Source organism: Pseudomonas sp. MWU16-30323, from assembly GCF_020515595.1.
Classification (GTDB): domain Bacteria; phylum Pseudomonadota; class Gammaproteobacteria; order Pseudomonadales; family Pseudomonadaceae; genus Aquipseudomonas; species Aquipseudomonas yamanorum.
Map to the genome: position 1 here is coordinate 345,557 of NZ_JAIWYM010000002.1, position 25,583 is coordinate 371,139.

The following is a 25,583-nucleotide window of genomic DNA, read 5'->3' on the forward strand; positions in this document are numbered from 1 at the left end:
ATGCCTGTTGTGGCGAGGGAGCTTGCTCCCGCCGGGCTGCGAAGCGGCCCCAATAAGAACGCCGGGTTCTCTCAGGCAGAACCGAGGCGCAGGTGTTGGGCCTGCTGCGCAGTCCAGCGGGAGCAAGCTCCCTCGCCACAAGGTATGGATCATCCAGTGGCTCTGCGTACAATGCCCGCTGCCCTGTAGGAGACTTCAATGAATCGCCCTGCCACCCCTCGCAAACCCCGCGCCCGCAGCCAGGCCCGGATCGACGCGATCCTCGACGCCGCCCGTACCTTGCTGGCCGCCGAAGGCGTGGCCAGCTTGTCGATCTACAGCGTGGCCGAGCGGGCGCAGATTCCGCCGTCGTCGGTGTATCACTTCTTCGCCAGCGTGCCTGCCCTGCTGGAGGCGCTGACCGCTGATGTCCATGCGGCCTTTCGCGCGGCCATTCAGGCACCGATCGATCACCCGTCACTCAAGCATTGGCGCGACCTGTCCTGCGTGATTGAGCAGCGCATGCTCAGCATCTACAGCCACGACGCCGCCGCCCGGCAATTGATCCTGGCCCAGCACGGGTTGACCGAAGTGACACAGGCCGACCGCCAGCACGACCTGGAGTTGGGAAACCTGATGCATGAGGTGTTCAACCGGCACTTCGAGGTGCCGAGCCTGCCCGCCGATGTCGACGTGTTTGCCCTGGCCCTGGAACTGAGCGACCGCGTCTACGCGCGCTCGGTGCATCAGCACGGGCAAATCACCCCGCGCATGGCCGAGGAAGGCATGCGGGTGTTTGATGCGTATGTGGGGCTTTATCTGCCGGCGTTCTTGCCCAAGCGCACACTTACATGACCATTCCCACGCTCTGCGTGGGAATGTCTCATGGGTGACGCGGAGCGTCACGGGATGCATTCCCACGCAGAGCGTGGGAACGATCGCAGAGCGTGGGAACGATCACAGCTTGGCGATCGATACCTCGGTGGATTTCACGAAGGCAATCACTTCACTGCCGATCACCAGTTCCAGCTCTTTCACCGAGCGGGTGGTGATCACGGAGGTGACGATGCCGGACGCGGTCTGCACGTCGATTTCCGACAGCACGTCGCCTTCGACGATTTCCTTGATGGTGCCTTTGAACTGGTTACGTACGTTGATGGCTTTGATAGTCATGGTCGTTCTTCCTGTGTAAGACAAGTGAGTTATTGAGCCCAACGCAATTGCGTAGGCAGCGGTGAAACAGGTTCGGGTTCCGGCGGAGTGCCGGGCAGCGACAACACACGGTTAAGCACTTCGGTTTCCAACGCCGCCAGGCGGTGGGAGCCACGCACCCGCGGGCGTGGGAGTTCCACGTGCAGGTCGAGGCCGATTTCGCCGTCTTCGATCAGGATCACCCGGTCGGCAATGGCCACGGCTTCGCTGATGTCGTGGGTCACCAGCAACACGGTGAAGCCGTGCTTCTGCCAGAGGTTCTCGATCAGTTGCTGCATCTCGATCCGGGTCAGGGCATCCAGGGCCCCCAGCGGTTCGTCCAGCAGCAACAGGCGTGGCTGGTGGATCAAGGCGCGGGCCAGGGCCACGCGTTGCTTCTGGCCACCGGACAACGCCGCCGGCCACTCATTGGCGCGCTCGGCCAGGCCGACCGCTTCCAGCGCTTCCAACGCCTGTGGGCGCCAGTTGCCCTTGAGGCCCAGGCCCACGTTATCGATGATCTTTTTCCACGGCAGCAGGCGCGCTTCCTGGAACATCAACCGCGTGTCTTCAATCGCCTCGCTCAGCGGCGCGGAACCGGCGAGCAATTCGCCGCCGCTGGCTTTATCCAGGCCGGCCAGCAGACGCAGCAAGGTACTTTTGCCGCAGCCACTGCGGCCCACGACCGCCACGAATTGACCGGCAGGAATATGCAGGTCGATGTCCTTCAGCACTTCCCGCGAACCAAAAGCCTTGCGCAACTTGCGCACTGCCAGGGGAATGCCCCGCAGCAGGCGTGGAGGTTGTTGAGCGGTCATGCCGCACCTCCTTTATTCACTTGATAAGCCGGGTGCCAGCGCAGCCAGACACGTTCCAGGCCACGCGCCGCCAGATCTGCCAGCTTGCCGAGGACCGCGTAGAGCACGATCGCCAGCACCACCACGTCGGTCTGCAGGAATTCCCGGGCGTTCATCGCCAGGTAGCCGATACCGGAACTGGCGGAGATGGTTTCCGCGACGATCAACGTCAGCCACATAAAGCCCAGCGCGAAGCGCACGCCCACCAGAATCGAAGGCAAGGCGCCCGGCAAGATCACTTGGCGAAACAGGCTGAAACCGGACAGGCCATAACTGCGGGCCATTTCCACCAGCGCCGGGTCGACGTTGCGGATGCCGTGGTAAGTGTTGAGGTAGATCGGGAACAGCGTGCCGAGGGCGACCAGGAATATCTTCGCGGTCTCGTCGATGCCGAACCACAGGATCACCAGCGGGATCAGCGCCAGGTGCGGCACGTTGCGAATCATCTGCACCGAGCTGTCCAGCAGGCGCTCACCCCAGGTCGACAGACCGGTGATAAAGCCCAGGGCCAGGCCGATACTGCCGCCGATCACAAACCCCAGGCCTGCACGCCAGCCACTGATAGCCAGGTGGGTCCAGATTTCACCACTGCGCACCAGGCTGATACCCGCTTCGATCACCGCGCTGGGCGCCGGCAGAATACGTGTCGACAACCAACCCGCCGACACGGACAACTGCCACACCGCCAGCAACAGGACCGGCAGCGCCCAAGGCGCCAATCGATGACTTAACTTTTCAAGGTTCATGGCGGCGCCTCAGCTCTGGGACGCAGCTTTTGGAAGAATATCGTTGGCGACCATTTCGCCGAACGGGCTGACGTAGCCGGCGCCTTTGGGCAGCTCGGGACGCTCGATGTCCAGGTGCGGGAACAGCAGCTCGGCCACGCGATACGACTCTTCCAGGTGTGGATAACCGGAGAAGATAAAGGTGTCGATGCCCAGGTCAGCGTATTCCTTCACCCGTGCGGCCACGGTCGGGCCATCGCCCACCAAGGCAGTGCCGGCTCCGCCACGTACCAGGCCTACACCGGCCCACAGGTTGGGGCTGACTTCCAGGTTGTCGCGACTACCGCCGTGCAAGGCGGCCATGCGTTGCTGGCCTACGGAATCAAAACGCGACAACGAGGCCTGGGCGCGGGCGATGGTTTCATCGTCCACGTGGGAGATCAGTTTGTCGGCGGCCTGCCAGGCTTCGGCGTTGGTTTCACGCACGATCACATGCAGGCGAATGCCGAAGCGCACGGTACGCCCGAGCTTGGCGGCCTTGGCGCGAACCTGGGCGATCTTTTCCGCCACCGCAGCCGGCGGCTCGCCCCAGGTCAGGACCATTTCCACTTGTTCGGCTGCCAGGTCCTGGGCCGCTTCGGAGGAGCCCCCGAAATACAGCGGCGGACGCGGTTGCTGGATCGGCGGATAGAGCAACTTGGCGCCTTTGACGCTGATGTGCTGGCCGTCGTAATCGACGGTTTCGCCTTCCAGCACGCGGCGCCAAATGCGGGTGAATTCCACCGACGCCTGGTAACGCTCTTCATGGCTCAGGAACAACCCGTCGCCGGCCAATTCTTCCGGATCACCGCCGGTCACCAGGTTGAACAACGCCCGGCCGCCGGACAGACGATCCAGGGTTGCCGCCTGACGCGCCGCCACCGTCGGGGAAATGATCCCGGGGCGCAGCGCGACCAGGAATTTCAAGCGCTGGGTCACCGGGATCAGCGACGCGGCCACCAGCCACGAGTCTTCGCAGGAGCGGCCGGTAGGAATCAGCACCCCGCCGAAGCCAAGGCGGTCGGCCGCCTGGGCCACTTGCTGCAAGTAACCGTGATCAACGGCGCGAGCGCCTTCGGCGGTGCCAAGGTAATGGCCGTCGCCGTGGGTAGGCAGGAACCAGAAAATATTGAGGCTCATGGAGTTGTCTCCTGAAGAAGTCGGATTACGGCGCTTTGGCAACGGCGGCGGGTGGCGTCCAGATCACGTCCTTGATGCTCAAGGGTTTGGGGATCAATTTGAGTTGGTAGAAGCTGTCGGCGATTTTCTGCTGCGCGGCGACCACTTCCGGGGTCAGGAACAGCGCGCCGTAGCCCTGGCGTTTTACCGAAGTCAGGGTGATGTCGGCCGGTAGGCCCAGCAGCGGTGCGACTTGTTCGGTGACTTGCTCCGGGTTGGCCTTGGACCATTCGCCCACGGCGCGTACTTCTTCCACCAATGCCTTGATCACTTCTGGGTGTTTTTCAGCGTAGGGCTTGGTGGCCAGGTAGAACTGATGGTTGTCGGCGATGCCGGTGCCGTCACGCAGGGTGCGGGCTTGCAGTTGTTTTTCGGCCGCCGCCTGGTAAGGGTCCCAGATCACCCAGGCATCGACGCTGCCACGCTCGAACGCGGCGCGAGCATCGGCGGGCGGCAGGAATACGGTCTGCACGTCGGTGTATTTCAGGCCGGCATCTTCCAGGGCACGCACCAGCAGGTAGTGCACGTTGGAGCCTTTATTGAGGACGACTTTCTTGCCCTTGAGGTCTTGCACCGATTTGATCGGCGAATCTTTCGGTACGAGGATCGCTTCGCTGGTCGGCGCAGGTGGTTCGTAGGCGACGTAGACCAGATCGGCACCGGCGGCCTGGGCGAACACCGGTGGCGTTTCACCCGTCACGCCGAAGTCGATGGAGCCGACGTTCAACCCTTCCAGCAACTGCGGGCCGCCGGGAAACTCCGTCCACTGCACTTGCACGCCCTGCTCGGCCAGGCGCTTTTCCAGCGAGCCCTTGGCCTTGAGCAGCACCAGGGTGCCGTACTTCTGATAGCCGATCCGCAGGGTCTCGGCGGCCTGGGCTTGAACAATGGCGCCGAAGGACACAGCCGCAGCAAACAGTGCGACCAGACCACGACGCAAGATGACAGTGCGCATGGCGCTCTCTCCAAAATACGTTTAGGGGGTTGGCTGCACCTGCTTGGCCGTTGGCGGCTGAGTAAGGTGAGTAGTACTTGAATCCAGGTAAAGCTGGGTGAGGCTTAAATGCTCCAGCGAGCACTCAACAAACGTTCATTCAACACATTGGGATCAAGGGGTTTCGGGCGGCGGGCCATGGCGCTGTAGAAGGTTTCCAGGGCCTCGCTCAGACGTTGCTCCAGCACCGGCACCAGTTGCGCCTGGGCACTGCCTTCGCCGTAAGCGATCTGGCTGTCTTCGGCGAAAATCCCGTGGAGCAATTCCTGGGCTTTCAGGGCCGACAGCACCGGCTTCAAGGCGTAGTCCACCGCGAGCATGTGGGCGATGCTGCCGCCGGTGGCCATCGGCAATACCACTTTGTGGGCCAGGGCGCGTTCGGGCAGCAGGTCGAGGATGGTTTTCAACGCACCGGAAAACGAAGCCTTGTACACCGGCGTGGCGATCACCAGGCCATCGGCGTTTGCCACTTGCTGCAGCAGGTCGATGATTTTCGGGCTGTCGAACCGCGCGTGCAGCAAGTCTTCGGCCGGGAAGTCCCGTATCTGATAACTCACCACTTCCACGCCTTGTTGCTGCAACCAGTTGCGGGTGTGATCCAGCAAGACCCCGGACCGGGAACGTTGGCTGGGGCTACCACCAAGTGTTACGACCAGCATGTAGGCAATTCCTTTGGAAAGTGTCGGCGGTTCGCTATGTGGCGATGGCGCCAAGATGGGACAGACCATATCAGCCAATTTATATATCTATAAATCTTATTTTTTCATTTGTTTATTCTTTAAATGCATATGCTGCCGACTAAATCGCAGGCGTAAAAAAAGGCCGTCGAAACGGCCTTAAAACCCCTGCTTTGTGAGACGGCTTACAACTTGAACTCTCTGTTGCTGTCAGGCCGCTATCGCGGGCAAGCCCGCTCCCACAGGAGAATGCGGTCAACTGTGGGAGCGGGCTTGCCCGCGATGGCGATATCAGCCTCAGCGATTCGGTTGAGGGGTGAGCCGCAGGTACGGCTTCACCGCCCGGTAACCCTTCGGAAAGCGTTTCTTGATCTCTTCCTCATCCTTGAGCGACGGCACGATCACCACCTCATCACCGTCCTGCCAGTTGGCCGGGGTCGCGACTTTGTGGTTGTCGGTCAGTTGCAGCGAGTCGATCACCCGCAGGATTTCGTGGAAGTTGCGCCCGGTGCTGGCCGGGTAGGTGATGGTCAGGCGAATCTTTTTGTTCGGATCAATCACGAACAACGAACGCACGGTGAGGGTGTCACTGGCGTTCGGGTGGATCAGGTCATACAGGTCGGAGACCTTGCGGTCTGCGTCGGCCAGGATCGGGAAGTTGACGACGGTGTTCTGGGTTTCGTTGATGTCTTCGATCCACTTGTGGTGGGAGTCCACCGGGTCCACCGACAGGGCAATGGCCTTGACGCCGCGCTTGGCGAATTCATCTTTGAGCTTGGCGGTGAAACCCAGTTCGGTGGTGCACACCGGGGTGAAGTCCGCCGGGTGGGAAAACAGCACGCCCCAGCTATCGCCCAGCCACTCGTGGAAGCGAATCTTGCCGGCGCTGGAATCCTGTTCAAAGTCGGGGGCGACGTCGCCCAGTCTGAGGCTCATGGTGTGGCTCCTGATGAGTGCTTATGGAGCCCACTGTGCCTGCGTCGCGGATTATTTAAAAAGAATAAATATCGATTTATCTAGACGATAAAGGAATATTAAAAATCTGTTCATTGGACTTGGCGACAGGCGAGGATCAACATCGGCTTCAAGGTTCGAGAAGGCCTTGAGACGCTGTACAAAGAGGGGTTCAGGACGGGCTTGCGGGGGTTGAGCCCGACTTGAAAAGTAAAGCACCCTGCCCGGCATTGCGCCGGGCAAGGTTTTACGCTCTTACAACAGCGGGATCGAGTAGCTGACGATCAGGCGGTTTTCGTCCTGGTCGCGAGTCGCAACATCGGTACGCCACATTGCGTTTTTCCACGCAACGCCGAGGTTTTTCAGCGGGCCTTCTGGAACAACGTAAGCCAGAGTCAAGTCGCGCTCCCACTCGGTTTTGTCACCGGTGGTCGTCTGGATGTTGCTGCCCTTGAGGTAGACAACACCAGCGGTCAGGCCTGGCAGGCCGACTTTGGCGAAGTCATACGCGTAACGAGCTTGCCAGGTGCGTTCGCCAGCACGGGCAAACTTCTGGATTTGCATGTCGGTGGTGGTGCTGTTCGACGAACCGTCACCTTGGTTCAGCCAAGGGAAGTCACTGTCGCCCTTGGTGTACTGGTAACCGCCACCAAAGGTGTGGCCGTTAACCGAATACAGTGCCAGGTAGCTGTACAGGTCGTTGTCAACCTTGCCGCTGGTCGCAGGGCGGGCACCGTCGGTGTAGTAACCCGAGGTGTAGTAGCCGGCGGTATTGGCATTCGCGCCGTTATCGCGGCTGCGGTAGTAACGCAGGTCGCTTTTCAGCACGCCCGGGCCGATTGCCCAGTTGTGTACCAGACCCAGGAAGTTCTGGGAGTAGAAGTCTTTCAGCTCGCCAAAGTAGTACGAAGCGGTCAGATCCTTGGTGATCTTGTAGTCAGCACCGGCGTAGTAGAACTTGTTGCTGAATTTGCCGGTGTCATAGTTGGAGCTTTTGTTCGCGCCAGCAATCGACAGGTTTTCGTTGTTGCTGGAGTTACGGCCCTTGGCGGACTCGATTTGGCCAGCAGTCAGAGTCAAGTCTTTGATTTCGTTAGAAACGATCTCGCCGCCCTGGAAGGTCTGAGGCAACAGGCGACCGTCGTTGGTCTTGATCACCGGGTTGTTTGGCTGCAGGGTGCCCAATTTTGCCACGGTCTGGGAGATTTTGACCTTGCCGGTCACACCCAGGCTGGCGAAATCACTGACTGCCTTATTGCCGTCGCTCGGGAACACAGTGCCGCCCGAAGCGGTGCCGCTGTAGTTACCGTGATTTGCGCGGCTGGAGTCCAGACGCATGCCGTACAGGCCAATAGCGTCAACACCGAACTGAACAGTGCCTTGGGTGAAACCCGAGATGAAACGCAGGTCGAAGCCTTGGCCCCATTCGGCGTTTTTGCTGCGGCTGCTGGCTGTTGGAGCACCATCACGGTTATCCGTGTTGATGTAGAAGTTACGCAGACCCAGTGTTGCCTTGCTGTCTTCGATGAAACCTGCGGCGCCTGCTTGCTGGGCGATTGCACCCAGGGTCACAGCCAACGCCAATGTCGACTTCTTCATGTACCGCTCCTCTCATTTCTAATTTTTGTATTTCTTAGGTCTCGGGTCTGACGCCCTCGATCCACAGATGCGCGATTAGCGCCAGATAGTGACTGACAAGTCAATCGTAACCTTGTGTGTCTACTACCTTCGTCTAACCGCAGTTGATTTGGTCCTTGCAGGGTAATGAGTTTTTCATACACCCAAAAAGAATTGTTTCATCCTTTTTCATACGATTCAGGAATAAGACTGTCCATGGGCCATCAAGCCGACGAGGCGGTAAAACTCCATTGGGATATTCCTGAAGAGTATTTCTCTACGCTTTTTTAGATCGTTTTGTATTCCCCAGACGGGTCATACGTCATGCGCGATCAAAAACGCGACGCCATCATGGCCAAATGCCTATCGTCTCGTCAATTTGTTACAGTTTTTGTATCGATGAAACTTTCTTTTGTCATTTCACCGAACCACCTCACCCTAACGGGCGATCATGACGGTTACCGTATCGGCATGTTTCAGAGTATCGGCAGAAATGATGTCACTTTAATGTCGATCGTATCGACACATCGACAATCCGGCCGGAAGACCCGTCAGCATAGTCGCGATTGAAAAACACGCAGAACTGACAGACGAGAGGTTTGCCCTCTCGTCCGGTTAGGCTTACAACGCCTTTTCGAAAATCTTCGAATTACGCTGATAGTTGTACAGCGACGCCCGCGCCGACGGCAGGCGATCCACGGTACTCGGCACAAACCCGCGCTCGCGGAACCAGTGGGCAGTGCGGGTCGTCAGCACGAACAACGTTTTCAAACCCTGGGCCCGAGCACGGGTCTCGATGCGTTCCAGCAGTTCATCACCGCGACCGCCATGACGGTACTCCGGGTTCACTGCCAGGCACGCCAGCTCCCCTGCGTCCGAGTCGGCGATCTGATACAGCGCCGCGCAGGCGATGATCATGCCTTCACGCTCCACCACGCTGAACTGCTCGATTTCCCGCTCCAGCACTTCCCGGGACCGACGCACCAGAATTCCCTGCTCTTCCAGCGGGCTGATCAGGTCCAGCAAACCGCCGACGTCTTCAATCGCCGCTTCGCGCACCAGTTCGAACTGCTCCTGGGCTACCAGCGTACCGCCGCCATCCCGGGTGAACAGTTCGGTCAGCAAGGCACCGTCTTCGGCATAACTGACAATATGGCTGCGGCCTACGCCGCCTCGGCAAGCTTCAGCCGCCGCGTCCAGCAGCTCAGCCTGGTAATTACTGCCCAGGCGTTGCAGGTGTGCGGGCACCTGTTGCGGCCGCAGCTCACGCACCAGCCGTCCGTGTTCATCAATCAAACCAAGGTCGGCGCCAAACAGCAGCAATTTGTCCGCGCCCAGGTCAATGGCGGCGCGAGTGGCGACGTCTTCGCAGGCGAGGTTGAAGATTTCCCCGGTGGGCGAGTAGCCCAGCGGCGACAGCAGCACGATGGAGCGCTCGTCCAGCAGGCGGTTGATGCCCTTGCGGTCGACCCGGCGCACTTCGCCGGTGTGGTGATAGTCGACGCCTTCAAGCACGCCGATCGGGCGCGCCGTCACCAGGTTGCCGCTGGCCACCCGCAGGCGCGAGCCCTGCATCGGCGAAGACGCCATGTCCATGGACAACCGCGCTTCAATGGCGATACGCAGATGGCCGACCGCGTCGATCACACACTCCAGGGTCGCGGCATCGGTGATGCGCAAGCCTTCGTGGTAAGCCGGGGTCAGGCCGCGGGCGGCGAGGCGGGTTTCAATTTGTGGGCGCGACCCGTGGACCAGTACCAGCCGCACGCCCAGGCTGTGGAGCAGCACCAGGTCGTGGACGATATTGCCGAAGTTCGGGTGCTCCACACCGTCGCCTGGCAGCATGACGACAAAGGTGCAATCCCGGTGGGCATTGATGTAAGGCGAAGCGTGACGAAGCCAATTGACGTATTCGGGCATAAAACCTGGGCCTGTAATAAAAAGCAGCCAAATAAAGGATGAATCGTGGAAACGCACAGCGGGCTGTTGGTTATCGTCGGAACAGGCTTGGCGACACGCTCACTCTCCTTCTATCTATGTACGGATGGGCAGGGGTTAATTTATGCAGGTGTCAGGCAGTAATGTTGAATCAGTTCCCGCAATAGACGCACTGTAGGCGTCAAGCGTGACATTTCAAGGTACTCGCCGGGCTGGTGGGCGCAGGCGATATCGCCAGGGCCGAGCACCAGGGTCTCGCAACCAAGGCGCTGAAGATAAGGCGCTTCGGTGCCAAACGCCACTGCTTCGGCGCGATGACCGGTAAGTCGTTCAGCTACCCGCACCAACTCGGCGTCCTCGGCCTGCTCGAACGGCGGCACTTCGGGGAACAACGGCGCATAATCGATCTTCACCTGATGACGCTCGGCCAAGGGCTCAAGCTTCTGCCGGATGGCCGCGCGCAGCACCTGGGGATCCATGCCCGGCAAGGGCCGCAGGTCGAATTCCAGGGAACACTGGCCGCAGATGCGATTGGGATTGTCGCCACCGTGGATACAGCCGAAGTTCATGGTCGGTTGCGGCACGCTGAATTGTGGGTTGCGGTATTCGCGCTGCCAGGCCAGGCGCAGGCCACGCAGCTCGCCGATGGCGTCGTGCATGGCTTCGAGGGCACTGTGGCCCAGGCTTGGATCCGACGAATGGCCGCTGCGCCCAAGAATATCGATGCGCTCCATCATCACGCCCTTGTGCAGGCGGATGGGCTTGAGGCCGGTCGGCTCTCCAATCACCGCTGCGCGACCTAAAGGACGACCCGCCTCGGCCAGCGCCCGGGCGCCGGCCATGGAGCTTTCTTCATCGCAGGTGGCAAGAATCAGCAGCGGTTGCTTGAAGGGCTGGTCCAGCAGCGGCTGCACGGCTTCGATCACCAGGGCGAAAAAGCCCTTCATGTCGCAGCTGCCCAGTCCTACCCAGCGGCCGTCGACTTCCGTCAACTTGAGCGGATCGGTCTGCCATAGGGCGCCATCGTAGGGCACGGTGTCACTGTGGCCCGCCAACACCAGGCCGCCAGGGCCGCTGCCGAAACTGGCCAGCAAGTTGAATTTGCCGGGGCTGACCGGCTGGATGTCGCAGGCAAATCCCAGGTCCCCCAGCCAGGTGGCGAGCAAATCGATGACCGGGCGGTTGGATTGGTCGAGAGAGGCCTGGGTACAACTGACCGAAGGCGCGGCAATCAGCGCGGCGAATTGTTCTTTCATGGACGGTAAAGGCATGCGCGGTCTCTCAACTTCCCGGACGAAGCCCATCATAGAGCTATCTGAGTGACACAATAAACCGTTGCGGCGCGTTGCCGGGCTCAGTCCTGTACACTGCACGACCTTGGCAGCCACTCTTTTCCCCGGCTGCGCTCCCGATCCTGGATTTTCCGGCCATGCAGAAAGAAACCGAAATCAAGCTCCGCGTCAGCCGCGAAACCCTCGCCGCGCTGCGCGAGCACCCGTTACTGAAAAAACGCAACAAAAGTGGCTGGGAACGCCGTGAGTTGATGAACCAGTACTTCGACACCCCGGAACGCGACCTGGCCCAGGCCAAAGTCGCCCTGCGCCTGCGCAAAGACGGCGACGAAGTGATCCAGACCCTCAAGACCCGTGGCCAGAGCGTCGCCGGCTTGTCGGAACGCAATGAGTACAACTGGGACCTGGCCAAAGCCAAGCTCGACGTGAAGAAACTCGACGGCGAATGCTGGCCCGAGCAACTGGCCGAGCTGGACAAAAAGACCCTCAAGCCGATCTTCACCACCGATTTCGTTCGCGAACGCGCCGAAATCGCCTGGGGCCGCGGCAAGGCCAAGGTCGTGATCGAAGCCGCCCTGGACCTGGGCCACGTGGTCGCCGGCAAGCAGAAAGAAGAAATCTGCGAGCTGGAACTGGAACTGCGCGAAGGCGATCCGGCCGCCCTGCTGGAGTTGGCCGCAGAACTGGCCGCGACCCTGGCACTGATGCCATGCGATATCAGCAAGGCCGAGCGTGGCTATCGCCTGTTTGACGCCAACAGCTATTCCTTGAGCTTGCCGGCACCTGTGCTGCACGCCGAAATGCCGCTGGACGACGCGTTTGCCGCCGTGATGTGGCACCTGTTGGGCAGCAGCCAGCGCCTGGCCGAGCAATACCGTTTCAATGGCCACTGGCGTCTGCTGCAGGACTGGGTGGAAAACCTCGGCGAACTGCGTGCCCTGCTCGGCAGTCTCGGCCAGGCCGCGCCACGCCAATCCACCAGCGAACTGCGCGCCGCACTGGACGCCTTGCTGGAAGACTGGCGTCCGCTGGTTCAGGCCGGTGACGACGATGAAGACATCCGCAAAGCCGCGCCGGAACAGTTCGCCGAAGAACTGGAAGACGTGCGCTGGGGCCTGTTCTCGCTGACCACTTCCCGCTGGCTGCTGGCTCGTACCTGGGCGGCGGATCGCAACGTGCGTGGCAATCGCCAGGGCGCGGCACAGCTCGCCAACTGGCTGCCGCGCCTGCTGGCCGACGACGCCGTCGCCCTGCAACTGCCGCGCTACCAGCAACAGCCGGAAGACCTGGCCGAGCAACTGCCGCGTATCGAGCGCATCCTGGCCTGGCTGCACCATGCACGCCAGGTACTGGATATCGCCGAGCTGGACCGTCTGTATGGCGAGTTGAACAAGCTGGCGCACCTGGCCAACCAGCCGATTACCGATGAGTCGCTGGATGCGCGGATGCATCAGGCGATTGCGGTGTATCAGAATCGCGCCTGGAAGACCCTGCTGCGCCTGTAAACCCCTTGTGGCGAGGGAGCTTGCTCCCGCTGGGCTGCGTAGCGGCCCCTAATCCTGGAAGCGCTGCGCACTGGAGCGCCAGCCCGGTCCAGCGGGAGCACGCTCCCTCGCCACTAAAATCAGGCCATGGCAACTATCAGCGCAACACCGGCAAACTCGTGGTGGACTTGATCTCCGACAAGGCCACTATCGAGTTGACCTCCTGAATCCCCGGCACCATCGAGAGTTTTTCGAAGAAAAACCGCTCATACGCTTCAATGTCCGACGTGACGATCCGCAGTAAAAAGTCCACCGCCCCCATCAGCACATAGCATTCCAACACTTCCGGAAAACCGCGAATCGCCTCGGTGAACTCAGTGAAGTTGGAACGGCCGTGGGCGTTGAGTTTCACCTCGGCGAAAATCTGCGTATTGAGGCCGATCTTCTTGCGATCCAGCAGGGTGACCTGGCCGCGAATCACACCCTCCTCTTTCAGGCGCTGAATCCTGCGCCAGCACGGCGATTGCGACAGGCCGACCTGTTCGGCAATCTGCGCGCTGGAAAGCGAAGCGTCTTCCTGCAACAGCGCGAGGATGCGCCGGTCGTACACGTCCAACTCACTGTGCATAGAAATTCCCGTTAATCGTTCTTTCTGGAATCAGATGATTCTCTTATAAGCCAATACGGGCTTTTTTAGATAAGAAATCTCCCGCCCCGAATGTAAAAATTTCTCCAGTCGAATCCGGAGAATCATCATGCACGTCGTCGAATCCACCAACCCCGCCCCACGTGTCGATGCCTGGGCCGTCAGCAACGCTCACTGCCAGGCGCACTATCAAATCCTCGCCGAGGCTGAACCCGACGTGTTGTGCCGGGTGCTCAACTATTTTGCCCTGCAATTCCTGGTTCCTCGCCAGGTGAACGTGCAGCGCGCAGACGACCTGCTGGCAATCGATATCGTGATGGATGGCCTGAGCTGGCACCGGGCCCAGGTGATCGGCGAAAAACTTCGTAACCTGATCAGCGTGTGCTCGCTGGAACTGCGCCCGGCTGATGCTGCGCGGCCTCTGGCGGTGCAGGCGGCCGGTCAGTAAAAGCCTGCAATAAACCCTGGAGGCCGAAGTGCAAAGGGTGACTAGCCTGAGGACTACGCCTAATCGTCGCCCAGGAACGTCACCATGCCCGTTGCGCCAAATACCCAGGATCGCTGGCTGGAAATCCACCAACTGCTACCTGCCTTGATCGACCAGGGCCTGGTGCCCACCGACCTGACCGTACCGGCGAACAGCGGGCTGCATCCCCTGGAATGCATTGCCAGCTCGGGCCCGCCGCTGGAAATACTGACCGAATGGCTCGCCCGTCACTGCGGCCAGCCCTACCTGCGTATCGACCCGTTGAAAATCGATGTCGCGGCGGTGGTGCCGCTGATGTCCTACGCCTTTGCCCAGCGCCACAAGATCCTGGCGGTTGCGGTCGACGCCCACAGCGTTACCGTCGCCAGTGCCCAGCCTTACGTGAGCAGTTGGGAAGCGGGCCTGGCTCAAGTGTTGAAGCGCTCCATCAGGCGGGTGGTGGCCAACCCCCAGGATATCCAGCGCTGCACAGTGGAGTTTTACCGGCTGGCGAAATCGGTCAGCGGTGCGGTTGATCAAAAAACATCCGGCGCTCCCAACATCGAGCAACTGCTCAACCTCGGCGCCAGCGACCAGGAGCCCGACGCCAACGACGCGCACATCGTCAACATCGTCGACTGGCTGCTGCAATACGCCTTCGGCCAACGGGCCAGTGATATCCATATCGAACCCGGACGCGATCAGGGCCATGTGCGTTTCCGTATTGATGGACTGCTGCACGACGTCTATCAGTTCCCATCCCAGGTCATGATGGCGGTGGTCAGCCGCCTGAAAAGTCTCGGCCGGATGAACGTGGCGGAAAAACGCAAACCCCAGGACGGCCGGGTGAAGACCAAGAGCCCGGCGGGCGGCGAAGTGGAACTGCGCCTTTCGACCTTGCCCACGGCCTTCGGTGAAAAACTGGTGATGCGCATATTCGACCCTCAGGTGCTACACAAGGATTTCCAGCAATTGGGGCTCTCGGACGACGACCTGCACCGCTGGCAATCCATGACCGGCCAGGCCAACGGCATCATTCTGGTCACGGGCCCCACGGGCTCGGGCAAGACCAGCACCCTGTACACCACGCTCAAGCAACTGGCCACCCGCGAGGTCAACCTGTGCACCGTCGAAGACCCGATCGAGATGGTCGAGCCGGCCTTCAACCAGATGCAGGTCCAGCACAACATCGACCTGACCTTCGCCAGCGGCATCCGCGCCCTGATGCGCCAGGATCCGGACATCATCATGATCGGCGAGATTCGCGACCTGGAGACCGCAGAAATGGCGATCCAGGCCGCCCTGACCGGGCACCTGGTGCTGTCGACACTCCACACCAACGACGCACCCGGCGCCATCAGCCGCCTGCAGGAACTGGGCATTCCCCATTACCTGATCAATGCGACATTGCTGGGGGTGATGGCCCAGCGCCTGGTGCGGCTGTTATGCCCGCACTGCAAGCGACCCAGCGGGCAGTTCTATCAGGCAGTGGGTTGCGGCGACTGTCGGGAAAGTGGTTACCGAGGGCGAGCCGGGATCTACGAGATCATGCTGATGAACGACCGCCTCAAGGCGCTGGTCACCCCGGGCACCGATCTTCAGGCCCTGCGTCATGCAGCCCTTGGCCAAGGAATGTGCAGCTTGCGGTCTGCCGGTACACGCAAGGTAATGGCAGGGCTGACAACCCTGGAAGAAGTACTGCGAGTGACGCCTGGGGATTCAGAAACAAATCCTTTGATTTGATGGGCCGGTAAACCGTCCTTATCCCTGACAACACCGTTACAATCGGTTAAACCTCGCGTTACCGCCAACACCAGACAGGGAATCGTTATGCAGATCGGAACCGTACTGCTTCTTTTCGTAGGCTTGGCCGTCGCCATCCTCTTCATGGGTTTCAAAGTGGTCCCCCAGGGTTACCAGTGGACGGTCGAGCGCTTTGGCCGTTATACCAACACCCTCAAGCCGGGCCTGAACATCATCATTCCGGTCATGGACCGCATCGGTCGCAAGATCAACGTGATGGAAAGCGTGCTGGATATTCCCCCCCAGGAAGTCATCACCGCCGACAACGCCACGGTGCAGATCGACGCCGTGTGCTTCTTCCAGGTGGTCAATACCGCCCAGGCTGCCTACGAGGTGAACAACCTCGAACACGCCATCCGCAACCTGCTGCAAACCAACATCCGTACCGTCCTCGGCTCCATGGAGCTGGATGCAATGCTCAGCCAGCGTGACGGCATCAACGAAAAACTGCTGCGCACCGTCGATGAAGCCACCGCACCGTGGGGCATCAAGATCACCCGGATCGAGATCAAGGACATCAGCCCGCCTGCCGACCTGATGGCCGCCATGTCCGGCCAGATGAAGGCCGAGCGGATCAAGCGTGCACAGATCCTCGAAGCCGAAGGCCTGCGAGCCTCCGCAATCCTGACTGCCGAAGGCAAGAAGCAGGCGCAGATCCTGGAAGCGGAAGGTGGTCGTCAGGCCGCCTTCCTGGAATCCGAAGCCCGCGAACGTCAGGCCGAAGCTGAAGCCCGCGCCACTCAAGTGGTATCGGAAGCGATCGCCACCGGTAATGTGCAAGCCATCAACTACTTTGTCGCCCAGAAATACATCGACGCACTGGGCAAACTGGCCTCAGCCAACAACAGCAAGGTGATCCTGATGCCGCTGGAAGCCAGCCAGGTGATTGGTGCCGTCGGCGGCATCGGCGAGATCGTCAAGGCAACCTTCGACAACAAGAAAGCCTGAGGCACGCACCATGTGGGAATTCCTGCAGCACCTGTCGTTTTGGGACTGGCTGGCACTGGGCACGGTGCTGTTGATCCTTGAAGTGTTCGGTGCCGGTGGTTATCTGCTGTGGATGGGCATCGCCGCCGCCGCCGTGGGCGTGATCAAGTTCCTGATCCCGAACTTGGGCCTTGAATGGCAACTGCTGTTGTTCGCTGTGTTGTCGATCCTGACGGCGGTGTACTGGTGGCGACGCCAGCGCAGCAGCGCCAAGGTCAGCGACCAGCCGGGGCTGAACATGCGCGGTTCTGAGCTGATCGGCCGCACCTTTGTGGTGCATCAGGCAATTATCGAGGGCCGGGGCAAGATCAAGGTGGGCGACGGCGTGTGGATGGCTTCCGGGCCTGACGCGCCAGTTGGGGCACACGTACGTGTCATTGGTCAGGAAGGCGTGATTTTGCAGGTTGAAACTGTTTAGTCATCCATGGAACTCGGCTGGGCTATCTACAATCAAACTGTTCAGATAACCCAGTCGGAGTCACCCATCATGCGTCTAAAATATGCTGTCGCAACCCTCGCCGTGCTTTCCCTCCCTGTCGGTTCAGCCATGGCCGACAGCTTCTGGCGTAATGTCATCTCATCGGGTGCCACGACCGGCTCGACGTACCTGACCTTCAAGGACCACAAAATGGTGGTCGCCGCCCAAGACGACGCCGGTAGCTTCGTCGCCAGCGACGGCAGCATCCGTGGCCCTTACCTGGAAGCTGCGATGCAGAAGGTCCGCGCCGATAACCCTGGCCTCAAGGCCACGGACATGGACCTGGCCAACGCAATCCTGGCGAAAAACGCCATTGCTTCCGAGTAATAACGTCGCGTAAAAAATGCCGCTCTTCGAGAGCGGCATTTTTTTGCCCAGTCTTCCTACACACAAGACTGGCGATTCAACATTAAAACAGGAAAAGTCCTGTCGAGCCGCCAGCGCGCCCCGCAACAAGCTATCGATTCCCTTCAGACTGAGTGAATCGACAACCATGCAAAAACTCTCCTACGCCCTGATACTCGCCGCCATTGCCGCCCCGTATGCCCAGGCAGAAGGCTGGTACGGGTCGGCAAAGCTCAACAGCGCCCGCCAGAATCTCTCAAGTTCCCTGTTGACCAGCCCACGGGTAACCCACCGGGTAGACGCGCCCGACAGCAGCAAGACATTCACCGGCTCATTCGCCGTGGGCTATGCCTTTGCCGATGGCTGGCGCCTGGAAGGGGAATACACGATGCCCAGCCACTCGAACTTCAAATCCCATTGGGCACCGTTCAATGCCAACGTCAACAGCCTGCGCACCGACAGCCAGCGCCTGATGCTCAATGGTTATAAAAACATCCCGATCAATGAATGGCTGTCGTTCTACGGCATGGCGGGAGTCGGCGTGGCCCAGGTTGACGCCGAGGGTTACCAGACCAACGACACCCGCCGTTTCGCCAGCAATCGCCAATACAACTTCGCCTACAGCGTTGGCCTGGGGCTGGATGCCAAGGTCAGCGAAACCCTGACCCTGGGCACCGGCTGGCGTTACGTGGACATGGGCGGGATCGAGACCGGCTACAACACGTTCGCCAATCGGATAAACGCCCGGGACGAACAGCTCAAAGGCAAGCTCAAGGAACAGAACGTGTTTCTTGAGGCCCGCGTCGCCTTCTGACACCGATGCTGAAAATGCCGCTCCCAAGGCGGCATTTTTGTTTAAGGGGGGACGATTCATTCACAGATGACAGGCTATATTCAGTCGAGCCGTGCAACCATGCCCGGCATTGATATGCTTTTTTCTCATCGCCTTCTGAAACGGATGCCTTCAACGTCATGAGCCAACTGCCCTTTCTGCCGTTCTCCAAGCCCACCATTGATGAAGCCACTATCTCGGCGGTGGGCGACGTACTGCGCTCCGGCTGGATCACCAGCGGGCCCAAAGTGCAGGCGTTCGAAGCGCAGCTGTCGGAATATTTTGGCGGCCGTCCGGTACGCACCTTCAACTCCGGCACCTGCACCATGGAGATCGCGTTGCGCATCGCCGGTATCGGGCCAGGGGACGAAGTCATCACCACCCCGATTTCGTGGGTAGCCACAGCCAACGTGATTCTGGAAGTCGGCGCCACGCCGGTATTCGCCGATATCGACCCGGTAACCCGCAACATCGACCTGGCACAGGTGGAAGCCGCGATCACGCCGCGCACCAAGGCAATCATCCCGGTATACCTGGCCGGTCTGCCGCTGGACATGCCTTTGCTCTACGCGCTGGCCAACAAGTACAACCTGCGCATCGTCGAAGATGCGGCCCAGGCCCTGGGTTCCAGCTGGGATGGTCAGCGCATTGGTGCTACCGGCGATTTCGTGTCGTTCAGCTTCCAGGCGAACAAGAACATCACGTCCTCCGAAGGCGGCTGCCTGGTGTTGAACAACGCTGAAGAAGCGCGCTTGGCGGAAAAATATCGCCTGCAAGGCGTGACCCGTACCGGCTTCGACGGCCTGGACGTGGATGTGCTCGGCGGCAAGTTCAACATGACCGACATCGCAGCGGCCATCGGCTTGGGCCAATTTGCCCATATCGAGAAGATCACCGCCCATCGCCAGGAACTGGCGCGGCACTATTTCGAATGTTTCGGCAGTGATTTCGAAGAGCAGTACGGTGCGCAATTGCCACCGGCAGACTTCGAAAACAGCAACTGGCACCTGTTCCAACTGGTACTGCCGGAGCGCCAGGACGGTTTGCCGGCACGCGCCACGTTCATGGAGCAGATGCAGGCCCATGGCGTCGGCATTGGCTATCACTACCCGCCGATCCACCTGCTGAGCTTGTACAAGGCGCAGGGATTCAAGGAAGGCATGTTCCCGGTAGCGGAAAAAGTGGGGCGTTTGATTGTGTCGTTGCCGATGTTCACGGCGATGACGAAAGCGGACGTAGAGCGTTCGGTAGCGGCGGTAAAAGCGGTGTTGAAGCGCTGACAAAACCTTTGCGGGAGCCGGTTGCCGGCTCCCGCAGCGGGATCACTCGCCGATGGCAGCCTTGTAGCCGGCAGCGTCCAGCAATTTTTCCAGTTCATCCGGGTTGCTTGGCTTGAGCTTGAAGATCCAGGCGCCGTAAGGGTCGGAGTTCAACAGCTCTGGCTCACCGCTCAAGGCGTCGTTCACCGCGATCACTTCGCCAGCAATTGGCGAGTAGATATCCGAAGCGGCTTTCACCGATTCAACCACCCCGGCCTGGTCAGCCGCCTTGAACACGTTGCCGACTTCGGTCAACTCAACGAACACCACATCCCCCAATGCTTCCTGGGCATGGTCCGAGATCCCGACGGTCACGGTGCCATCAGCTTCCAGTCGGGCCCATTCGTGACTTTCGGCAAAACGCAGTTCGGCAGGGATATCGCTCATAGTCTGTGTCCTCAAGGAAAAATGTCAGCGGCCATTGGCCCGCCGGAAAAGTTAGATCAATGTTTTGCCATGACGCACGAACGTCGGTTTGACCACCCGAACCGGGTACCACTTGCCGCGGATTTCCACCTCGGCCCGGTCAGCAGTCGCCGACGGCACGCGCGCCAGGGCAATGGATTTGCTTAGCGTAGGAGAGAAACTACCACTGGTGATCTCTCCTTCGCCAACATTGGCGATACGAACCACCTGATGAGCGCGTAAAACCCCGCGTTCCTCCAGTACCAGGCCGACCAGCTTGAACTTCACACCGGCAGCCTTTTCGGCCTCCAGGGCGGCGCGGCCGATGAAATCGCGCTCGGCCGGTTCCCAGGCGATGCTCCACGCCATGTTGGCTGCCAGGGGCGAAACGTCCTGATGAATATCCTGACCGTAGAGGTTCATGCCAGCCTCAAGGCGCAGCGTGTCGCGGGCGCCGAGGCCGATGGGCGAAATACCTGCGCCCACCAGATCGTTGAAAAACGCCGGGGCCTGGTTGGCCGGGAGGACAATTTCCAGGCCGTCTTCGCCGGTATAACCGGTTCGCGCAATAAACCAGTCGCCGTCAGCCAGGCCTTCAAAGGGCTTGAGCTGGTGAATCAAGGTGGCGCGTGATTGGGTGACCAACTCGGCGATCTTCTGCCGGGCATGGGGGCCCTGAATAGCGAGCATGGCCAATTCTGGTCGCTCGTGGATCTGCGCCTGAAAGCTGCCGAGCCGGGCCTGCATCCAGGCCATGTCCTGGTCACGGGTGGCGGCGTTGACTACCAGCCGGTAACCGCTCTCGGTGCGGTACACGATCATGTCGTCCACCACGCCGCCCTGCTCGTTGAGCATGGCGCTGTACAACGCACGGCCGCAGCTGTGCAATCGGTCAACATCATTGGCCAGCAAATGCTGGAGCCATTCCTTGGCCTGGGGGCCTGTGATATCGATCACGGTCATATGGGATACATCAAACACCCCGCAGTCGCGTCGCACCTGATGGTGCTCCTCAACCTGCGAGCCGTAATGCAACGGCATATCCCAACCGCCAAAATCGACCATTTTCGCGCCAAGGGCGAGATGCAGGTCATACAGAGGCGTGCGCTGTCCCATGGGTTTCTCCTTCCGGGCGTGGCGAAGGTGCGGACGGTCGCCGTACGGGCCGCACGCCTTGAAATACAAGGCCTGTAGCCGCGTTCAGCAACCCGATCTGAAAGATCGACCGCACCGAATGCCGCGCATTGTAGCCTCAAGCCGTAGGACTGGCACCTAACCGATTCGTCTCGCCGAACGTCGGATCAACCCGATGACCGGTAACAGGCCGACCAACACCAGGGTCAAGGCCGGCAGCGAAGCCCGCGCCCACTCCCCTTCGCTGGTCATCTCGAAAATCCGCACCGCCAGCGTGTCCCAGCCGAACGGGCGCATCAGCAGGGTCGCCGGCATTTCCTTGAGCACATCGACAAACACCAGCAGCGCCGCACTCAGGGTACCCGGCAGCAAAAGCGGCAGATACACTTTGCAAAACAGTCGCGGCCCGCTGACGCCCAGGCTGCGGGCGGCTTCCGGCAAGGACGGTCGGATTCGCGCCAGGCTGTTTTCCAGCGGCCCGTAGGCCACCGCAATGAAGCGCACCAGATACGCCAGCAGCAAGGCCGACAAACTGCCCAGTAACAGCGGTTTGCCGGCGCCCCCCAGCCAGCCTGATACCGGGATCACCAGTTCCCGATCCAGATAGCTGAACGCCAACATGATCGACACCGCCAGCACCGAGCCCGGCAGCGCGTAACCCAGGTTGGCCAGGCTGATGCCGGAGCGGATGGCCCGGGTGGGCGCCAAACGATGGGCGAACGCCAGCACCAGGGCCACGCAGACGGTGATCAGGGCCGCCATGCTACCCAGGTAGAGGGTATGGACGATCAAACCGGCGTAGCGCTCGTCCAGATCGAAACGACCACGCTGCCAGAACCAGGCCACCAGTTGCAGCATCGGAATCACGAACGCGCAGGCGAACACCAACCCGCACCAACCGCTGGCCGCCGCTGCCTTGAAGCCGCGCAGGTGGTACAGCGCCTTGCCGCGAGGTCGCTCATTGCTGGGTCGGCTGGCGCCTCGGGCACGGCGTTCGCCGTACAGCACCAGCATCACCACCAGCAGCAACAGGCTGGCCAGCTGCGCAGCACTGGAGAGGCTGAAAAAGCCATACCAGGTCTTGTAGATGGCAGTGGTGAAGGTGTCGAAGTTGAACACCGAGACGGCACCGAAATCCGCCAGGGTTTCCATCAGCGCCAGGGCCACGCCCGCACCGATAGCGGGGCGCGCCATGGGCAAGGCCACACGCCAGAACGCTTGCCACGGCGACTGCCCCAATACCCGCGCCGCCTCCATCAGGCCCTTGCCTTGGGCGAGAAACGCGGTGCGCGCCAGCAGGTAAACGTAGGGGTAGAACACCAGCACCAGCACGATGATCACGCCGCTGGTGGACCGTACGCGAGGCAGGCGCAGCCCCATGCCGAACCAGTCACGCAGCAGGGTTTGGACGGGGCCGGAGAAGTCCAGCAAGCCAACGAAGACGAAGGCGAGCACATAGGCAGGAATCGCGAAAGGCAGCATCAACGCCCAGTCCAGCCAGCGCCGGCCGGGAAATTCGCAGAGGCTGGTCAGCCAGGCCAGGCTGACACCCAGCAGCGTAACGCCCACACCGACGCCCAGCACCAGGGTCAAGGTGTTGCCCAGCAGGCGCGGCATCTGGGTTTCCCACAGGTGGGACCAGATCTGGTGGTCGATGCTCTGCCACGACAGCAACAGCACGCTCAGCGGCAGCAGCACCAGGGCGGCGACGGTGAAGACCGGCAGGTACCAGCGGCGTTGGGCGGGATGGGCCAAGGAACAGATCTCTGGGGATAATATTTTTAACTCGCCACAAAACAGTGTGGGAGCCGGGCTTGCCCGCGATGCACGCACCTCGGTGTGTCAGTCACACCGCGGTGATGCTATCGCAGGCAAGCCAGCTCCCACACTGTGTTGCGGTGTTTTTAAACGTGCACTTAGTTCCAGCCAGCCCGATCCATCAAGCGAATAGCCTCAGCCTGGCGCTTGCCCGCCACTTCCACCGGCAGTGTATCGGCCACAAACTTGCCCCAGGTCGCGACTTCCGCCGACGGCGGCACGGCCGGGTTGGCCGGGAACTCCTGGTTCACATCCGCAAAGATTTTCTGCGCTTGCGGCGTGGTCATCCATTCAACCAATGCCTTGGCTGCTTCCGGGTGCGGGGCGTGCTTGGTCAGGCCGATGCCCGACAGATTGACGTGCACCCCGCGGTCGCCCTGGTTAGGCCAGAACAGTTTCACCGCCAGGTCTGGCTTCTGCTTGTGCAGGCGGCCGTAGTAGTAGGTGTTGACGATACCGACGTCGCACTGCCCGGCGTTGATCGCTTCCAGCACGGCGATGTCATCGGAGAACACGTCGGTGGACAGGTTGTTGACCCAGCCCTTGACGATTTCTTCGGTCTTGGCCGCGCCGTGGGTTTCGATCAGGGTGGCGGTCAGCGACTGGTTGTAGACCTTCTTCGCAGTGCGCAGGCACAGGCGGCCTTCCCATTGCTTGTCAGCCAGGGCTTCGTAGGTGGTCAGGTCGCCCGGCTTCACGCGATCGGTGGAATAGGCGATGGTCCGCGCACGCAGGCTCAACCCGGTCCAGGCATGGGCCGAAGAACGGTATTGAAGGGGGATGTTCTTGTCGATCACCGCAGAGGTGAACGGTTGCAGGATGCCCATCTGCTCGGCCTGCCAGAGGTTGCCGGCATCGACGGTGAGCAGCAGGTCGGCGGTGGCGTTTTCACCTTCGGCCTTGATGCGCTGCATCAGCGGCGCTTCCTTGTCGGTGATGAACTTCACCTGCACGCCGGTCTTCTGGGTGTAGGCGTCGAACACCGGTTTGATCAGTTCGTCGATGCGCGAGGAGTAGACCACGACTTCGTCGGCCGCCTGCACGGTGGTGCTGCCGATCAGAGTGAGTGCCAGGGCAGTCAGGAGGCGCTTGGGTGCCAACATGGGTGCGGTCTCTCATTTGCGAAAAGAGGGCAAATGATAAGGACTCACATTTAGTAACGCTCGACGGAGCCGTTACCAAATGTTGCGCAGCCCCTCAGGCCTTGGCCAACTCCGGCAAATCTCCGGACAAGCCCAAGGCCTGACGCACAAACAACGCCTTGGCTTCCGGCATCTGCTCAACCACCTTCAGCCCGGCATTGCGCAGCCAACGCAACGGCAGTTGATCGGCCTGGAACAACCGTTCAAAGCCCTCCATCGCCGCCATCAGCGCCAGGTTGTGCGGCATGCGCCGGCGCTCGTAACGGCTGAGCACCTTCGCATCCGCCAGGCGCTCGCCACGCTCGTTGGCCGCCAGCAGTACTTCGGCCAGCACCGCCGCATCGAGGAAGCCCAGGTTCACGCCCTGCCCCGCCAGCGGATGAATGACGTGGGCCGCGTCGCCAATCAATGCCAGGCCTTCGGCCACGTAACGTTTGGCATGGCGCTGACGCAACGGCACACACACCCGTGGATCAGCACTTAACACCGTGCCCAGGCGCCCTTCGAAGGCGAGTTCCAGTTCACGGCAGAAGCTTTCATCGTCCAGCGCCATCAAGCGCTCGGACTCACTTGGGGTGGTCGACCAGACGATCGAACACCAGTCTTCCTGTCCGTCCCGCACCAGCGGCAGGAACGCCAGCGGCCCGTTGTCGGTAAAACGCTGCCAGGCCGTGCGCTGATGGGACTGACTGCTGCGCACACTGGTGACGATGGCGTTGTGCAAATAATCCCACTCACGGGTGACGGTGCCGGTCAGGCGGCGCACGGCCGAGTTGGCACCGTCCGCCGCGATCACCAGCGGCGCGCGCAAGGTGCGGCCATCAGCCAGGGTCAGCAGCCAGTCATCGCCGGAGCGGCGCATCTGCTCCAGGCGCGCATTGGCCAGCAGGCCGAGGTCGCAGTCGTGCAGGCGATCGAGCAAGGCGTCCTGAACCACACGGTTTTCGACGATATGCCCCAGCACCTCGGCATGCACACTGGCTGCCGAGAAGTGGATCTGCCCGGTGCCGCTGCCGTCCCATACCTGCATCTCGCCGTAAGGGCTGGCACGCCGCTCGACAATGCCGTCCCACACGCCAAGACGTTCGAGGATGCGCTGGCTGGCGGCCGACAAGGCGCTGACCCGCGGCTCGAACGCAGCATGAGGATCGAACGGTTTGACGCTCAGCGGGCTGCCGTCCAGCAGCAGCACCTGCAGGCCACTGCCCTGCAACGCCAGCGCCAGGGCGCTTCCGACCATTCCGGCCCCGACAATCAGCACATCTGCGCGCATGTCCATGCT

The 25,583-nt window shown here is 60.8% G+C and carries 26 protein-coding genes; 10 read left to right on the forward strand and 16 right to left on the reverse strand.

All coding sequences use genetic code 11. The annotated features are described in order from the left end of the window. Positions 1 to 198: 198 nt before the first annotated feature. Positions 199 to 834, forward strand: coding sequence for a TetR/AcrR family transcriptional regulator (locus LIY45_RS04540; RefSeq protein WP_226475500.1), 636 nt, complete (start codon positions 199 to 201; stop codon positions 832 to 834). 102 nt (positions 835 to 936) lie between these two features. Here the strand turns inward: LIY45_RS04540 and LIY45_RS04545 are convergent, their stop codons facing one another. From LIY45_RS04545 to LIY45_RS04580, 8 genes are all read right to left on the reverse strand, one after another. Continuing rightward, entirely contained in the window at positions 937 to 1,152 is a 216-nt protein-coding gene (locus tag LIY45_RS04545; RefSeq protein ID WP_003213899.1) for a TOBE domain-containing protein, read from the reverse strand. Positions 1,153 to 1,181: 29 nt separating this feature from the next. Then, complete coding sequence (ssuB, locus tag LIY45_RS04550; RefSeq protein ID WP_226475501.1) at positions 1,182 to 1,988, reverse strand: aliphatic sulfonates ABC transporter ATP-binding protein; 807 nt, start codon at positions 1,986 to 1,988, stop codon at positions 1,182 to 1,184. Further along, positions 1,985 to 2,773: an aliphatic sulfonate ABC transporter permease SsuC gene (gene ssuC / locus LIY45_RS04555; protein WP_226475502.1), complete on the reverse strand. Its 789-nt coding sequence runs from the start codon at positions 2,771 to 2,773 to the stop codon at positions 1,985 to 1,987. Before ssuC ends, ssuB begins: the two co-directional genes overlap by 4 nt. Positions 2,774 to 2,782: 9 nt before the next feature. Further along, on the reverse strand, positions 2,783 to 3,931 hold the full coding sequence (gene ssuD / locus LIY45_RS04560) for an FMNH2-dependent alkanesulfonate monooxygenase (RefSeq protein ID WP_017476593.1): 1,149 nt from the start codon (positions 3,929 to 3,931) through the stop codon (positions 2,783 to 2,785). Between the two features lie 25 nt (positions 3,932 to 3,956). Further along, positions 3,957 to 4,925 (reverse strand): sulfonate ABC transporter substrate-binding protein, encoded by a 969-nt coding sequence (locus tag LIY45_RS04565; protein WP_017476594.1) that lies wholly within the window; start codon positions 4,923 to 4,925, stop codon positions 3,957 to 3,959. A 104-nt stretch (positions 4,926 to 5,029) separates the two neighbouring features. After that, positions 5,030 to 5,623: an NADPH-dependent FMN reductase gene (ssuE, locus tag LIY45_RS04570; protein ID WP_017476595.1), complete on the reverse strand. Its 594-nt coding sequence runs from the start codon at positions 5,621 to 5,623 to the stop codon at positions 5,030 to 5,032. Between the two features lie 315 nt (positions 5,624 to 5,938). After that, entirely contained in the window at positions 5,939 to 6,577 is a 639-nt protein-coding gene (locus tag LIY45_RS04575; RefSeq protein WP_226475503.1) for a peroxiredoxin, read from the reverse strand. Between the two features lie 273 nt (positions 6,578 to 6,850). Further along, the gene (locus tag LIY45_RS04580; RefSeq protein ID WP_017476596.1) at positions 6,851 to 8,194 is read right to left on the reverse strand and encodes an OprD family porin; all 1,344 of its coding nucleotides are present in this window, start codon (positions 8,192 to 8,194) and stop codon (positions 6,851 to 6,853) included. 342 nt (positions 8,195 to 8,536) lie between these two features. Between LIY45_RS04580 and LIY45_RS04585 the strand changes: the two genes are divergently transcribed. Continuing rightward, positions 8,537 to 8,782 carry a hypothetical protein gene (locus LIY45_RS04585; RefSeq protein WP_226475504.1) on the forward strand — a complete coding sequence of 82 codons (246 nt, stop codon included), beginning with the start codon at positions 8,537 to 8,539 and terminating at the stop codon, positions 8,780 to 8,782. Positions 8,783 to 8,833: 51 nt separating this feature from the next. Here LIY45_RS04585 and argA read toward each other — a convergent pair whose 3' ends face one another. Further along, positions 8,834 to 10,132, reverse strand: coding sequence for an amino-acid N-acetyltransferase (argA, locus tag LIY45_RS04590; protein ID WP_010167865.1), 1,299 nt, complete (start codon positions 10,130 to 10,132; stop codon positions 8,834 to 8,836). Between the two features lie 140 nt (positions 10,133 to 10,272). Continuing rightward, positions 10,273 to 11,421: an acetylornithine deacetylase gene (argE, locus tag LIY45_RS04595; protein ID WP_226475505.1), complete on the reverse strand. Its 1,149-nt coding sequence runs from the start codon at positions 11,419 to 11,421 to the stop codon at positions 10,273 to 10,275. A gap of 158 nt (positions 11,422 to 11,579) precedes the next feature. Between argE and LIY45_RS04600 the strand changes: the two genes are divergently transcribed. Continuing rightward, positions 11,580 to 12,947: a CYTH domain-containing protein gene (locus LIY45_RS04600; protein ID WP_003213918.1), complete on the forward strand. Its 1,368-nt coding sequence runs from the start codon at positions 11,580 to 11,582 to the stop codon at positions 12,945 to 12,947. Between the two features lie 136 nt (positions 12,948 to 13,083). On the opposite strand, the gene LIY45_RS04605 is transcribed toward LIY45_RS04600, so the two are convergent. Next, complete coding sequence (locus tag LIY45_RS04605) at positions 13,084 to 13,554, reverse strand: Lrp/AsnC family transcriptional regulator (RefSeq protein ID WP_010167872.1); 471 nt, start codon at positions 13,552 to 13,554, stop codon at positions 13,084 to 13,086. A gap of 127 nt (positions 13,555 to 13,681) precedes the next feature. Here LIY45_RS04605 and LIY45_RS04610 point away from each other — a divergent pair, with 127 nt between their 5' ends. The 7 genes from LIY45_RS04610 (at position 13,682) to LIY45_RS04640 (ending at position 19,763) form a co-directional block, all read left to right on the forward strand. Continuing rightward, positions 13,682 to 14,020, forward strand: coding sequence for a hypothetical protein (locus tag LIY45_RS04610; RefSeq protein ID WP_226475506.1), 339 nt, complete (start codon positions 13,682 to 13,684; stop codon positions 14,018 to 14,020). A gap of 84 nt (positions 14,021 to 14,104) precedes the next feature. Further along, positions 14,105 to 15,781 carry a GspE/PulE family protein gene (locus LIY45_RS04615; protein ID WP_226475507.1) on the forward strand — a complete coding sequence of 559 codons (1,677 nt, stop codon included), beginning with the start codon at positions 14,105 to 14,107 and terminating at the stop codon, positions 15,779 to 15,781. An 87-nt stretch (positions 15,782 to 15,868) separates the two neighbouring features. Continuing rightward, positions 15,869 to 16,789, forward strand: a complete 921-nt coding sequence (locus LIY45_RS04620; RefSeq protein WP_003213925.1) for an SPFH domain-containing protein — start codon at positions 15,869 to 15,871, stop codon at positions 16,787 to 16,789. Positions 16,790 to 16,799: 10 nt separating this feature from the next. After that, on the forward strand, positions 16,800 to 17,246 hold the full coding sequence (locus LIY45_RS04625; RefSeq protein WP_017476600.1) for an NfeD family protein: 447 nt from the start codon (positions 16,800 to 16,802) through the stop codon (positions 17,244 to 17,246). A gap of 69 nt (positions 17,247 to 17,315) precedes the next feature. Then, positions 17,316 to 17,633, forward strand: a complete 318-nt coding sequence (locus tag LIY45_RS04630) for a DUF2388 domain-containing protein (RefSeq protein ID WP_010167882.1) — start codon at positions 17,316 to 17,318, stop codon at positions 17,631 to 17,633. A 166-nt stretch (positions 17,634 to 17,799) separates the two neighbouring features. Further along, positions 17,800 to 18,465: an outer membrane beta-barrel protein gene (locus LIY45_RS04635; RefSeq protein WP_226475508.1), complete on the forward strand. Its 666-nt coding sequence runs from the start codon at positions 17,800 to 17,802 to the stop codon at positions 18,463 to 18,465. A gap of 158 nt (positions 18,466 to 18,623) precedes the next feature. Continuing rightward, the gene (locus LIY45_RS04640; RefSeq protein ID WP_226475509.1) at positions 18,624 to 19,763 is read left to right on the forward strand and encodes a DegT/DnrJ/EryC1/StrS aminotransferase family protein; all 1,140 of its coding nucleotides are present in this window, start codon (positions 18,624 to 18,626) and stop codon (positions 19,761 to 19,763) included. Positions 19,764 to 19,805: 42 nt separating this feature from the next. Here LIY45_RS04640 and gcvH read toward each other — a convergent pair whose 3' ends face one another. The 5 genes from gcvH to LIY45_RS04665 form a co-directional block, all read right to left on the reverse strand. Further along, positions 19,806 to 20,189: a glycine cleavage system protein GcvH gene (gene gcvH, locus LIY45_RS04645; RefSeq protein ID WP_226475510.1), complete on the reverse strand. Its 384-nt coding sequence runs from the start codon at positions 20,187 to 20,189 to the stop codon at positions 19,806 to 19,808. Between the two features lie 51 nt (positions 20,190 to 20,240). Then, positions 20,241 to 21,323, reverse strand: coding sequence for a glycine cleavage system aminomethyltransferase GcvT (gene gcvT / locus LIY45_RS04650; protein WP_226475511.1), 1,083 nt, complete (start codon positions 21,321 to 21,323; stop codon positions 20,241 to 20,243). Between the two features lie 156 nt (positions 21,324 to 21,479). Beyond that, complete coding sequence (locus LIY45_RS04655) at positions 21,480 to 23,096, reverse strand: iron ABC transporter permease (RefSeq protein ID WP_226475512.1); 1,617 nt, start codon at positions 23,094 to 23,096, stop codon at positions 21,480 to 21,482. Between the two features lie 161 nt (positions 23,097 to 23,257). Then, complete coding sequence (locus tag LIY45_RS04660) at positions 23,258 to 24,262, reverse strand: extracellular solute-binding protein (RefSeq protein ID WP_226475513.1); 1,005 nt, start codon at positions 24,260 to 24,262, stop codon at positions 23,258 to 23,260. Between the two features lie 94 nt (positions 24,263 to 24,356). Beyond that, positions 24,357 to 25,574: a 2-octaprenyl-3-methyl-6-methoxy-1,4-benzoquinol hydroxylase gene (locus LIY45_RS04665; protein WP_226475550.1), complete on the reverse strand. Its 1,218-nt coding sequence runs from the start codon at positions 25,572 to 25,574 to the stop codon at positions 24,357 to 24,359. Between the last annotated feature and the right edge of the window lie 9 nt (positions 25,575 to 25,583).

Excerpts from the sequence above, each read along its gene's own strand:
- LIY45_RS04540 (WP_226475500.1), top strand. The coding sequence starts at position 199 with ATGAATCGCCCTGCCACCCCTCGCAAACCCCGCGCCCGCAGCCAGGCC.
- LIY45_RS04545 (WP_003213899.1), bottom strand. The coding sequence starts at position 1,152 with ATGACTATCAAAGCCATCAACGTACGTAACCAGTTCAAAGGCACCATC.
- ssuB (WP_226475501.1), bottom strand. The coding sequence starts at position 1,988 with ATGACCGCTCAACAACCTCCACGCCTGCTGCGGGGCATTCCCCTGGCA.
- ssuC (WP_226475502.1), bottom strand. The coding sequence starts at position 2,773 with ATGAACCTTGAAAAGTTAAGTCATCGATTGGCGCCTTGGGCGCTGCCG.
- ssuD (WP_017476593.1), bottom strand. The coding sequence starts at position 3,931 with ATGAGCCTCAATATTTTCTGGTTCCTGCCTACCCACGGCGACGGCCAT.
- LIY45_RS04565 (WP_017476594.1), bottom strand. The coding sequence starts at position 4,925 with ATGCGCACTGTCATCTTGCGTCGTGGTCTGGTCGCACTGTTTGCTGCG.
- ssuE (WP_017476595.1), bottom strand. The coding sequence starts at position 5,623 with ATGCTGGTCGTAACACTTGGTGGTAGCCCCAGCCAACGTTCCCGGTCC.
- LIY45_RS04575 (WP_226475503.1), bottom strand. The coding sequence starts at position 6,577 with ATGAGCCTCAGACTGGGCGACGTCGCCCCCGACTTTGAACAGGATTCC.
- LIY45_RS04580 (WP_017476596.1), bottom strand. The coding sequence starts at position 8,194 with ATGAAGAAGTCGACATTGGCGTTGGCTGTGACCCTGGGTGCAATCGCC.
- LIY45_RS04585 (WP_226475504.1), top strand. The coding sequence starts at position 8,537 with ATGCGCGATCAAAAACGCGACGCCATCATGGCCAAATGCCTATCGTCT.
- argA (WP_010167865.1), bottom strand. The coding sequence starts at position 10,132 with ATGCCCGAATACGTCAATTGGCTTCGTCACGCTTCGCCTTACATCAAT.
- argE (WP_226475505.1), bottom strand. The coding sequence starts at position 11,421 with ATGCCTTTACCGTCCATGAAAGAACAATTCGCCGCGCTGATTGCCGCG.
- LIY45_RS04600 (WP_003213918.1), top strand. The coding sequence starts at position 11,580 with ATGCAGAAAGAAACCGAAATCAAGCTCCGCGTCAGCCGCGAAACCCTC.
- LIY45_RS04605 (WP_010167872.1), bottom strand. The coding sequence starts at position 13,554 with ATGCACAGTGAGTTGGACGTGTACGACCGGCGCATCCTCGCGCTGTTG.
- LIY45_RS04610 (WP_226475506.1), top strand. The coding sequence starts at position 13,682 with ATGCACGTCGTCGAATCCACCAACCCCGCCCCACGTGTCGATGCCTGG.
- LIY45_RS04615 (WP_226475507.1), top strand. The coding sequence starts at position 14,105 with ATGCCCGTTGCGCCAAATACCCAGGATCGCTGGCTGGAAATCCACCAA.
- LIY45_RS04620 (WP_003213925.1), top strand. The coding sequence starts at position 15,869 with ATGCAGATCGGAACCGTACTGCTTCTTTTCGTAGGCTTGGCCGTCGCC.
- LIY45_RS04625 (WP_017476600.1), top strand. The coding sequence starts at position 16,800 with ATGTGGGAATTCCTGCAGCACCTGTCGTTTTGGGACTGGCTGGCACTG.
- LIY45_RS04630 (WP_010167882.1), top strand. The coding sequence starts at position 17,316 with ATGCGTCTAAAATATGCTGTCGCAACCCTCGCCGTGCTTTCCCTCCCT.
- LIY45_RS04635 (WP_226475508.1), top strand. The coding sequence starts at position 17,800 with ATGCAAAAACTCTCCTACGCCCTGATACTCGCCGCCATTGCCGCCCCG.
- LIY45_RS04640 (WP_226475509.1), top strand. The coding sequence starts at position 18,624 with ATGAGCCAACTGCCCTTTCTGCCGTTCTCCAAGCCCACCATTGATGAA.
- gcvH (WP_226475510.1), bottom strand. The coding sequence starts at position 20,189 with ATGAGCGATATCCCTGCCGAACTGCGTTTTGCCGAAAGTCACGAATGG.
- gcvT (WP_226475511.1), bottom strand. The coding sequence starts at position 21,323 with ATGGGACAGCGCACGCCTCTGTATGACCTGCATCTCGCCCTTGGCGCG.
- LIY45_RS04660 (WP_226475513.1), bottom strand. The coding sequence starts at position 24,262 with ATGTTGGCACCCAAGCGCCTCCTGACTGCCCTGGCACTCACTCTGATC.
- LIY45_RS04665 (WP_226475550.1), bottom strand. The coding sequence starts at position 25,574 with ATGCGCGCAGATGTGCTGATTGTCGGGGCCGGAATGGTCGGAAGCGCC.